This is a genomic window from Actinoallomurus soli, assembly GCF_024055715.1.
Classification (GTDB): Bacteria; Actinomycetota; Actinomycetes; order Streptosporangiales; family Streptosporangiaceae; genus Actinoallomurus; species Actinoallomurus soli.
In genome coordinates, this window is record NZ_JAMXMV010000015.1 from 191393 (window position 1) to 201769 (window position 10377).

The following is a 10377-nucleotide window of genomic DNA, read 5'->3' on the forward strand; positions in this document are numbered from 1 at the left end:
TCGACGTTATGGACAGGCCGTAATGCACGTCAACGCCGGAGGCAGGCTAATTCGATGCGCCCTTGAACGCAATGAGAGACCAGCACACGCGTATACCCGAAGAGTCTTTTGAGACCTCCGTAATCCCAGGTGATCGACGGTTTCCGAGTGACTGCTGTTTCGTTTGATAATCAGAGGAACAGCAGCGTTTCGCACTATTGGGGAAATAAGGCTTTCGTCCGGAAAGCGAAGCCGGGGGAGCACATGGCGACCGAGAACCGAAGCGCGGGCAGCGGGGGATCCGTGACGTGAGCCCGACTCGACGGCTGCGCCCACTGCCCGCCGGCCTTCCCGCGACGACCCGGAGTCTCCTGCAGGAGCTGCGCGCGCTGAAGGACCGGTCCGGGTACGACCTCCGCGCCTTGGAGGGGAAGACCTCCGCGCCTTGGAGGGGAAGACCTCCGCGCCTTGGAGGGGAAGACCTATGCGAGCCGGTCCTCCTGGGGACGCTGGCTCAGCGGGGAGACGTGGATCCCGCGCGAGGCCGTCGAGACGATGGCCGAGATCTGCGGCGGCGACAAAGAGCGGCTGCGGGCCCTGTGGCACCGCGCCGACGAGGACCGCCGGACCGCCCTCGCCGCCGACCTCGCGGAGGGCGGCCCCCTCCCGGCCGCCGCCGAGGACCCCGAGGAATCCCCTCCCGCGGCGGACCCCGCCGCCCCTCCGCGCCCGGCAAGGCTTCCCCGCACCCGCCCGGCCAGGGCTCCGTACGCCCGCCCGCCGGGGATCCCGCGCACCCGACCGCCGAGGGTCCACCGCACCCGACAGACGCGGGCCCCACACACCCGGCCGTCGGGGGCCTCGGGGTCCCGGCCGCCGCAGGCGCCTCGCACTCGCCCGGCGAAGGGCCGGTCGACCGGCTCGGAGCGGTGGTGTCCCGGCCGTCCGGGCCCCCGAGGCGTGGCCGGCTCGTCCACGCCGGAATCACGGTCGGCTGTTCGCTCACCGCTGGCGCGATCGGCCTCGCCGTCGGAATGTCGCTTCGGCCGGGTCCGGCGCCGCGGCCGCGTCCGGCCCCCACCGACATCCAGTGGATCACGCGGTCCCAGATCATCGCGCGCGCTCGAACCTGGCATCCGCACAGCGGGCAGCGCGTCCCGTACGACATGGCGCGAAATCACGGCGGATACCGGGCGGACGGCTCCGGGTACGCCTCGATGGCGCTCGGACTGCCCGCGCCCGGCCCCGACTCGACGGACCTGGCCTGGGGCGGCTACACGCGGCAGATCCCCCCGTCGACGCTGCTCCCCGGCGACCTGATCATCAACGCGATCGGCGAGGCCGGCACCCGGCAGGTCGCGATCTTCGAGAGGTGGGCGAACACCGCGCACACGGCGTACTGGGTGTACCAGCAGCGTCGCGGATACGGCACGGACCACCTCGTCCTCCGGCATCCCCTCGCCGCGGACGGCACCTACCGGCCGTACCGGCCGCTGAACATCCACGAACAGCCCGGAGAAACGCCCGCTCCGTGAGCCCGGCGGCCCGACCGTGGACGACGTGCGGCGCGGTCCTGAGACAATTCAATGTATGGGTCTGATCACGACCGTCGGCGTCGCCCTGCATCCCGAGCGCAACTGCAGGGGCGTCATCGACACCATCACCGGCTGGGCACGCGACCGGAAGGCGCAGGTCCTCGGCCTGCCCGGGGAGGTCGCCCGCATCGACGGCGACGTCGAGCCGGTCGAGCCGGACGCCCTGGCCGACCGCGCCGACCTGATCGTCAGCCTCGGCGGTGACGGCACGATGCTGCGCGCCATGCGGCTGAGCTACCCGCGCCGGACCCCGGTCCTCGGCGTCAATCTCGGCCGCCTCGGCTTCCTCGCCGAGATCGACATCCCGGACCTGAGCGCGGCGCTGTGCGCGATCGACGAGCACCGCTTCACCGTGGAGCCCCGGACCGGGCTCCGGGCGACCGCCGACGGCTTCGACGCGCTCGCGTTCAACGACATCGACCTGGCCCGCGTCCCCGGGGACGGGATCCCCGTGGTGGAGCTCTGGGTCGAGGGCAACCCCTTCGTCCGGTACGCCGCCGACGCCGTCGTCGTCGCGACGCCCACCGGCTCCACGGCCTACAACTTCTCCGCCGGAGGCCCGATCGTCTCCCCCAGCGCCGAGGGGCTGCTCGTCACGCCGGTCGCGCCCCACTCCGCCTTCAACCGCGCGCTGTTCCTGTCCCCGCAGGAGAAGCTCGCGCTGCGGATCCTGCCGACCAGCGGCGCCGTCGCCGTCGAGGCCGACGGCGTGCTCATCGGCCGCCTCTCCCCCGGTGACGTCCTCGACCTGACGGCGCTGCCCGGCGCCGCCGGCGTCGTACGGCTCGGGCAGACGACCTTCTACCAGCGCGCGCAGCGGCGCCTGCGCCTCATGGGCTCGGCCGAGGCGGACGGCGACTGATCCCCGCCGCGAGCCGACGAGCGAGCGGAGTGGCCGGTGAGGGACGAGCCGGCCGCGGAGCGAGTGAGGAGGCGAGCGCGGCAGAGCACGGCGAGCGCGGCGATCAGTCACCCGCCCGGGCCTCAGGCGGTCGGGACGGTGAGCCGTCCGGTGCGCAGCAGCCCGGTCGCCATTGCGGACGCCTCGCGTACCTGGGTGGTCAGCCACTCCCGCCGCCGCCCGAACCGGGAGGCCGGGGCCGAGACGGTGAAGGCGCCGGCCGGGTGATCGGTCTCATCGAAGTACGGAGCGGCCACGCAGCAGACTCCCGGGCTGAACTCCTCCAGATCGAGGGCGTACCGCCGGCGGCGGATCTCCGCCAGCTCGGCGAGGAGCGCGTCGTGATCGACGATCGTCTGTGGCGTGACCGGCGTCAGGTCCACCCCGTCGAACAGGGCCGTCACGTGGTCGCCCGGCAGGAAGGCCAGCACCGCCTTCGAACCCGCTCGTGCGTGCATGAGCTCGCTGTACCCCACGTCGAGGGCGGCGGGCCGGACGGCGTTCGGTCCGGAGAGATAGTGCTGGAGGACGAGGCTGCCGTGGTACCAGCCGGAGACGTACGACGTCTCACGGGTCTTGGCGTGCAGGCGGGTGAGGATCACGGAGAGTTCGGGCGACGGGCCTGAGCGCCGCCGCAGGTCCCGGCCCAGTGTCGCGGCGCGCGGCCCGACGTCGTAGCGCCCGCCGGGCAGGCGGACCAGGTGCCCGCTCTCCAGCAGCGTGCGCAGCAGGTGGTAGCAGGTCCCGGGCTTCAGCCCGAGGGTGCGGCTCAGCACCTTGGCGGTGGCGGTGCCGTCGGCGGTCGCCACCGCCTCGAGCAGGACCAGGCCCCGCTCGAGGGTGCGCAGCGTCGTACGGGCGGGCTCCCCGGCCGGCGGTCCGCCGGCACCGTCTTCGCGTTCCGGCATGGTTCCTCCCCCGCCCGTTCCGGGCCGTCGCGGCCGTCGCCCGACCAGCATGAGGCCGAATTTCGACTATGTGAAATCCGGGGCGCCGAGACGGCGGCTCGCCGGCCCACCGGCCCTAGCGTCGTCATCCGGAACGACATGACAGGAGCATTCATGACCCGCCGCTGGAGCCCGGACGGCCTCGCGCCGCCGATCGGCCAGTACAGTCACCTGGCCGCCGTACCGGCCGACCATGAGCTGGTGTTCGTCTCGGGCCAGGTCGGGGTGGCCGAAGACGGGACCCTCGCCGGTCCCGACGCCCGGTCCCAGACCCGCCAGGCGTTCGCGAACATCGGGCGGCTGCTCGACTCCCTCGGCGCCGGACCCGAGCACCTGGTGAAGCTACTGACGTTCGTGGCGGGGACCGAGCACCTCGACGGCAGCCGTATCGCCCGGGAAGAGGTGTTCGCGGCCTGGTACCCCGAGGGCGACTGGCCCGCCCACTCGCTCATGGTCGTCGCCGCGCTCGCCCGGCCGGACCTGACGGTCGAGGTCGAGGCCGTCGTGGCGCTCCCCCGGCGCTGACGTCGGCCGTCGTGGCGCTCCCTCGGCGCTGACGGTCCGGCCGCGCGGGAGGACACCGCCCAGGCCCCCGGCCGAGCGGCTCCTGTGGCGGCCGCGCGGCCTCGGCGGGAGGGGTCAGCGCGGCGGGGCCCACTCCGGCGTCCAGAGGCGCGCCCCGTCGCGGTCGCGCAGCCTCCGCAGGAAGGACAGCACGCCGGGAGTGCCCATCCCCCAGCTGCCGCTCGCCCCTTCGAGGGTGTTGTCGGGGAAGACGGGGTGTTCGAGGTCGCCGCCGCTGCGGGTCAGCATGAGCTCGACGACGTGCTCGGCTCCTCGCCAGAACTCCTCCTCCCCGGTCGCCAGCGCCACGTCGATGAGCATGTCCCCGATGCCGGCCAGCCCACAGCACTGCGAGACCACCCACGCCTGGGGCGCGATCCCCAGGCAGGCGCGGGCGCCCGCCCTGGCGGTCTCGAAGTACCACTCGTCGTCGTAGACCCGCGCGGCGCGCACCAGCGCGGTGACGATTCCGGAGAGTCCCTGGCACCAGGAGGCGCCCATCGGCCGGGCCGCGGGTTCGCGCAGCACGCGGGCGAGCGTCGCGGCCTCGCCGGCGAGCGCGTCGAGCCGTCGCCGGGCCGCCTCACCGGCCGCCGTGTCCCCGGTGGCCCGGTGGTAGGCGAGCAGGAACGCCGCGATGCCCGCCTCGCCGTGGGCGAAGCCGGACTCGGTGGCCACGCCGGTGCCGGGCTGGGCCGGAGCCGCCGCGTCCTGCGTGTCGCGGACCTCGCCGGCCAGCAGCCGCCGCGCGCATTCGGCGGCGACGGCCAGGTGCCCCGGCCGGGGATCCAGGTCCGCCAGGAGCAGGTGACCGGCGCCGACACCGGCCACCCCGTGTACGTAGTCGCCGCGTTCGGGGTCGCCGAGTTCGATCGGCTCGCCGACCGGGACGTCCACGCCCGGTATCCGCCGTGCCGCGCTCAGGAACAGCTCGGTTCCCGTGCGGCCGAAGAACAGCGCCGAGGGCAGCCGCGTCGGCGGGATCACCCGGGCGGTCCAGCGGGCCAGCTCCCCCGCCACCTCCTCGGTGGCGGCGTGGTGCAGCAGCTCCATCCCGAGGCCGGCCGATCCGCCGTACACGTGCGTCACCGGGGGCGAGGACCGCCGGGGGTCCGCCGGGCCCGCCATCGTCTTCTCGGCGAAGCGGACGCATTCGTCCCTCGTGTGCGCGATCACCGCGTCGAGCAGGTCGGCGGTGAACCGCGGTGGTGCGGTCCGGGTCCTGCCGGCGGTCGCGCGTCCCGTACGGTGCCGTCCGTCCCGGAGGTCGGACGCCGCGGCGGTGCGCTCGGCGGGGTCGAGGCTGAGCAGCCGGGGGATCAGGCCGCGCACCCCGGTCGTGACTCCCGGGAACAGCGCCGCCAGGGTCATCAGGGTGCGTTCGAGGTTGCGCGCCGGGTCGGGGTCGACGCCGATCGGATGCATGCCCGTGGCCGCGAAGAACAGCACGCCGCCGAGGGCGAAGTAGTCGTCCGCCGGTTCGGACGCGCGGCCGGTGTGCTGGTCCGGCACGCTGTAGCCCGGCGTCCAGCCGGGGATCTGGAACCCGTCGTACCTGCTGTTGCCGAAGTCGACGAGCGTGCAGCGCAGATCGTCGTCCAGCACGACGTTCTTCGGCGACAGGTCGCGAACGACGACGCCGCGGGCGTGCACGGCGTCGAGGAGGCCGACCAGCTGCGTGGCGAGGGCGGCCAGGTCGCGGCCCGTACCGGGTGGGTCGTCGGCGAAGAGGCCGTGCTCGTTCACGAAGCGGTTGAGGTCGCGGCTCCCCTCCTCGGTGATCACGAGATACTCGTCCTCGCCGTGCCGGAAGTGATCGATCAGGCCGGGTACGCCGTCGATGCCCGCGAGCGCCTGCAGGATCCGGCGTTCGTTGCGGATCTGCAGCCGCAGGTCCATGCCGTCGGCGTTCTCCCCGACGTACGCGCGGGCCTCTTTGATCACCACGCGGCGCCCCGAGGCGGTGTCCTCGGCGCGGTAGACGTTGCCACGTGCGCCACGGACGACGCCGGAGGTCAGCCGGTACCGGCCGCCGAGCGTCGGCGCGCCCTCGGCGGCCCCGTCCTCCGGCGCACCGCCGCCGGACACCGCCGAGCCGTCCGGTGCCGCGGAGCGATCCGACCCCGCCGAGCCGTCCGGTACCGCGGAGCGATCCGACCCCGCCGAGCCGTCCGGTACCGCGGAGCGATCCGACCCCGCCGAGCCGTCCGGTACCGCGGAGCGATCCGACCCCGCCGAGCCGTCCGGCGCGGCGGGGTCCGGTGTCGGCTGCCGGAACGGGTCGGAGGCCCAGGGCGGGCAGCGGAACTCGGGCCCGGCCGCCCCGGGGAGGAACTCCCCGTCGGGGCCGATCAACACGAGTTCGTAGTCGCCGTTCTCATCGACGCGGTACTGCGGAACGAACGGCCCGTACCGGTAGTAGACGGGTGCGCTGCGGTGCACCCGGCGATCGCTGGGCACCTGGGGCCCGGCGTATCCGGCGAGCGCCGCCGCGAGCACCCGCCCGACCTTGACGACGCGGTCCTGCGGCGGATACACGGTCACGGCCTTGCCGACCGCACCGGGATCGGTGTCGCCGGAGTTCAGTTCGCGCAGCACCGCGGTGGATCGCGCCACCTTGAAGTCGCAGTCGAGGTGGAACAGCAGCGGGAGGACCCGGTCGAGCGTCGCCACGAGGGTGCCGGGACGCGCGGACACGTGGAGTTTCCAGCCCTGCGCGGGCAGGTCGAGGCCGGGCCGGTGCACGCTGACCCAGGTGTCATCGACGTGGACTTCGCGGCCCTCACGCTCCGCTATTTCGGCGACTCTTTCCGCCATGTCCTCTGTGCGATCTGAAACAGCCGCGTCCATAGAGTTCCTCCACGCGAGCACTCGATTGCATTTCCCGCGATATGTCAGCGAGAAAGGCCATCGGGCCGCGCCGATGGCCTTTCTCTCACCACGCGGCCGGGAGCGCTCCGTCCCGGCGTGCGTGGTCGGCGCCGGACCGGGCGAGGGTCCGGGGCCGCCGTCGCTCAGACGGTCACTTGATGGACGGGCAGCAGGGGAACGTGCTGCAGACGGTGCGCTTGCAGGTGTTGACGCAGGCCTGCGGGCCGTGCAGCAGCTCCATCAGCTCGCCTTCGAAGTCGATGACGAGGTCGTCGGCCTCGAGCACACCTGCGTCGCGGGGTTCGAGCGTGAGTGCGGGCATAACGGACTCCTTCCTCGGCCGGCGCCTCGTGGGCGGGCCGCAACGGATGTGCGGGGCACGACCGTCCTGGTGTGGAATGCGCCCCGGGTTCATCGAATGCCAAAGACGTGAGCGCTCAAAACGGCGTCTTCGCCATGATCAACCTCCAGCATTATGAGTTCGATCTTGGAAGCTGTCCAGGTCGCGATGACGACTATTGACGCCGTTGATTTCTCCCGAGAAAGAGGCATAATGACTGGACCGTGATTTTCTACCGTTTCGATCGGGATAGCGAAGATTATTTACATCGCCCGAACCGTCGTCTAGCGTGAGTAGCCATGATCACTTCGGGTCGCGCCCGGTGAGGCTCCGGCGGAGGAACCGGCCCGCCACTCCCGCCGCCGACCAGTCGGGTCTCGCGCTGCGCTACTGGGAGATCCACGACGACCGGTTCATGTCCGCGGGCCTGATCACGATGGCGCGCAGGCTGCCCGCCCTGACCGGCGCCGCCCTGCGCCTGGCGTGGCAGGCCGACCGGCGCGACACGCTCGCCGCGCTCGGCCTGAACGTCGTCGCCGGAGCCTTCACCGCGTTCGGGCTCCTGGCGACGACCGGCGTCCTGGAGTCGTTGTTCGCCGGCGGCCCCAGCGCCGCCCGGGTGCGCGCCGCACTGCCGGCGCTGCTCCTCGTCGCCGCCGCGACCGCGGTCCGCGCCGGGCTGCTGGCCGCGGCCGGCTGGGCGCAGCTACGGCTCAAGCCGCGCGTGGAGCGGCTGGCCGAGACGCGCCTGTTCCAGCTCACGACGCGGGTGGAGCTCAGCGCCTTCGACGACGACGAGTTCCACAACGCGATGCAGCGGGCGCGGGACAGCGGCGTGCCCGACTCGGTGACCGTCGTCGAGATGACGGTGAACGTGCTCACCGGCGCGGTCGGCGTCGTCGCCGCCGCCGCGACCCTCGGCGTGCTGCACCCGGTCCTCATGCCACTTCTGCTGATCACCGCCCTGCCGGACGGGTGGGCGGCACTGCGCGCCGCCCGCATGCGATACCTGGCCTTCCGCAGGATGTCCCGGGCACGGCGCCGCAAGTACATGCTCTCGGACCTGATGGCCGAACGGCCGCCCGCCGCCGAGGTACGCGCGTTCGGCCTGCGCTCCTTCCTGCTCGGGGAGTACGACCGGATCGCCGACGCGGAACAGCGGGTCGAGCTCGACGTCGCCCGGCAGCAGACCGCCACCAGGGTCGCCGGCGACCTGCTCACCGGCGCCACCACCGGCCTGGTCTACGCGGCGCTCGGCGGGCTCCTCGCCGCGGGGATCATCCCGCTCGCCGTCACGGGAACGGCCGTGCTCGCCATCCGGGCCGGCCAGTCCTCCCTCGCCGCCCTCATGCAGTCTCTGAACAAGCTGTACGAGGCGGGCCTGTACTTCGGCGACTACCTGGACTTCTGCGCGATGGCCCGCGAACGCGTCCCCGCCCGGCACGCCGGCACGGCCCCGGCCTCCTTCGGCCGCATCACCGCCGAGCGGCTGACCTTCACCTATCCGGGCGCGGAGACACCCGCCCTGCGCGACGTCGACCTGACGATCCGCCGCGGCCAGGTGATCGCGCTCGTCGGGGAGAACGGCTCCGGCAAGACGACGCTCGCCAAGCTCCTGGCCGGCCTGTACGTGCCGGACTCCGGCACGGTCCGGTGGGACGACACCGAGATCTCCGCGATCGACGGCGACACGCTGCGCGAGCGCATCGCGGTGATCGCCCAGGACCACACCCGGTGGCCGCTCACCGTACGGGACAACATCCTCATGGGCCGGGCGGCGGAGGAGGACCGGCTGGCCGAGGCCACCCGGGCGGCCGGCGCCGACCAGGTCGTCGACCGGCTGCCCCAGGGGTTCGACACGCTGCTCGACCGCAGGTTCGAAGGCGGTCACGAACTGTCCGGCGGCCAGTGGCAGCGGATCGCGACGGCGCGGGGCTTCTACCGCGACGCACCCTTGATGATCTTCGACGAGCCCACCTCCGCTCTGGACGCGCGCGCCGAGCACGCCCTGTTCGAGCGCATCCGCGACCACGCGCGGGACCGTACGGTCGTCCTGATCACGCATCGCCTCGCGAGCGTCCGCTACGCCGACCACATCTACGTCCTGGACGCCGGACGGGTCACCGAGCACGGCACGCACGCCGAGCTCATGCGCGCCGAAGGGCTGTACGCCCAGCTGTACGAACTGCAGGCCGCCGCCTACCGCGCCACCCCGGACCTGCAACCGGGCTGACCACCACCGCCGCCCTGCGCCGCCCCGGCGCGGAGCGGCGCTGCGGATATCCTCGCCGTGTGGTGGCGACGCAGACCGGTGGCGGTTCGATCGACAAGGCGCTCACGGTGCTGGAGGCACTGGCCGAGCACAGCCGGGTGACCGACATCGCGGCCGGCACCGGGCTTCCCAAGTCGACCGTGCACCGCATCCTGCAGTCCCTCGTCGGCTGGGGGTTCGCACGCGCCGACGGCGGTGGCGGCTACCTCCCCGGTCCGCGCATCCTCACCCTGGCGGGCAAGGTGATGAGCCGGTTCGACCCGGCGCAGCACGCCGACTCGGCCCTGCAGGCGCTGCGCGACCGTACGGGCTTCACCGTGCACTTCGCGATCCGCAGCGGTGACGAGGCCGTGTACGTCCGCAAGCTGGAGGGGCTACGGCCGTACCAGATGGGTTCGCGGGTCGGCATGAGCCTGCGCCTGCACTCCACCTCGATCGGCAAGGCGATCCTCGCGCAGCTGTCCGACGGCGAGGTCACCGCGATCGCGTCGCGGACCGGGCTGGAGCCGCGCACCGAGCGCACGATCACGGAGGTCGACGCGCTCATCGCGCACCTGGCCGAGGTCCGCCGTCGCGGTCACGCCGTCGACGACGAGGAGAACGAGCGCGGCATCCGCTGCGTGGGCGCGCCGGTGTTCGACCACACCGGCGCGGTGATGGGCGGCATCTCGGTGTCCGGGCTCGCGTTCGAGGTCGGCGCGGACGACGCGCCGCTGTTCGCCGAGGTGATGGCCGCGGCACGGGACGTCTCGCTGGCCATGGGCGCTCCGCCCGAGCGCGTGCCCGCACCGACGCACGCCTGACCGCGCGCCCGACCGCGCACCCGAGCCCGGGCCCGCACCGACGCACGCCTGACCGCGCGCCCGACCGCGCACCCGAGCCCGGGCCCGCACCGACGCACGCCTGAC

General features: G+C 73.0%; 8 protein-coding genes. 5 read left to right on the forward strand and 3 right to left on the reverse strand.

Annotation, left to right across the window (positions count from 1 at the left end; all coding sequences use genetic code 11):
* Positions 1-1013: 1013 nt before the first annotated feature.
* On the forward strand, positions 1014-1514 hold the full coding sequence (locus tag NDW01_RS30875; protein WP_252827869.1) for a hypothetical protein: 501 nt from the start codon (positions 1014-1016) through the stop codon (positions 1512-1514).
* Between the two features lie 55 nt (positions 1515-1569).
* Positions 1570-2436 (forward strand): NAD(+)/NADH kinase, encoded by an 867-nt coding sequence (locus tag NDW01_RS30880; RefSeq protein WP_252827870.1) that lies wholly within the window; start codon positions 1570-1572, stop codon positions 2434-2436.
* A 122-nt stretch (positions 2437-2558) separates the two neighbouring features.
* Here the strand turns inward: NDW01_RS30880 and NDW01_RS30885 are convergent, their stop codons facing one another.
* A complete protein-coding gene (locus NDW01_RS30885; RefSeq protein ID WP_252827871.1) occupies positions 2559-3383 on the reverse strand; it encodes an IclR family transcriptional regulator in 825 nt (274 codons plus the stop codon).
* Between the two features lie 153 nt (positions 3384-3536).
* Here NDW01_RS30885 and NDW01_RS30890 point away from each other — a divergent pair, with 153 nt between their 5' ends.
* A complete protein-coding gene (locus tag NDW01_RS30890) occupies positions 3537-3947 on the forward strand; it encodes a RidA family protein (protein ID WP_252827872.1) in 411 nt (136 codons plus the stop codon).
* A 114-nt stretch (positions 3948-4061) separates the two neighbouring features.
* Here NDW01_RS30890 and lanL read toward each other — a convergent pair whose 3' ends face one another.
* A complete protein-coding gene (lanL, locus tag NDW01_RS30895; protein ID WP_252827873.1) occupies positions 4062-6803 on the reverse strand; it encodes a class IV lanthionine synthetase LanL in 2742 nt (913 codons plus the stop codon).
* A gap of 205 nt (positions 6804-7008) precedes the next feature.
* On the reverse strand, positions 7009-7179 hold the full coding sequence (locus NDW01_RS30900; RefSeq protein WP_252779040.1) for an SflA family class IV lanthipeptide: 171 nt from the start codon (positions 7177-7179) through the stop codon (positions 7009-7011).
* 307 nt (positions 7180-7486) lie between these two features.
* Between NDW01_RS30900 and NDW01_RS30905 the strand changes: the two genes are divergently transcribed.
* Together NDW01_RS30905 and NDW01_RS30910 are read left to right on the forward strand one after the other, a co-directional pair.
* The gene (locus tag NDW01_RS30905) at positions 7487-9430 is read left to right on the forward strand and encodes an ABC transporter ATP-binding protein (protein WP_252827874.1); all 1944 of its coding nucleotides are present in this window, start codon (positions 7487-7489) and stop codon (positions 9428-9430) included.
* Positions 9431-9489: 59 nt separating this feature from the next.
* Entirely contained in the window at positions 9490-10272 is a 783-nt protein-coding gene (locus NDW01_RS30910; RefSeq protein ID WP_252827875.1) for an IclR family transcriptional regulator, read from the forward strand.
* Positions 10273-10377: the final 105 nt, after the last annotated feature.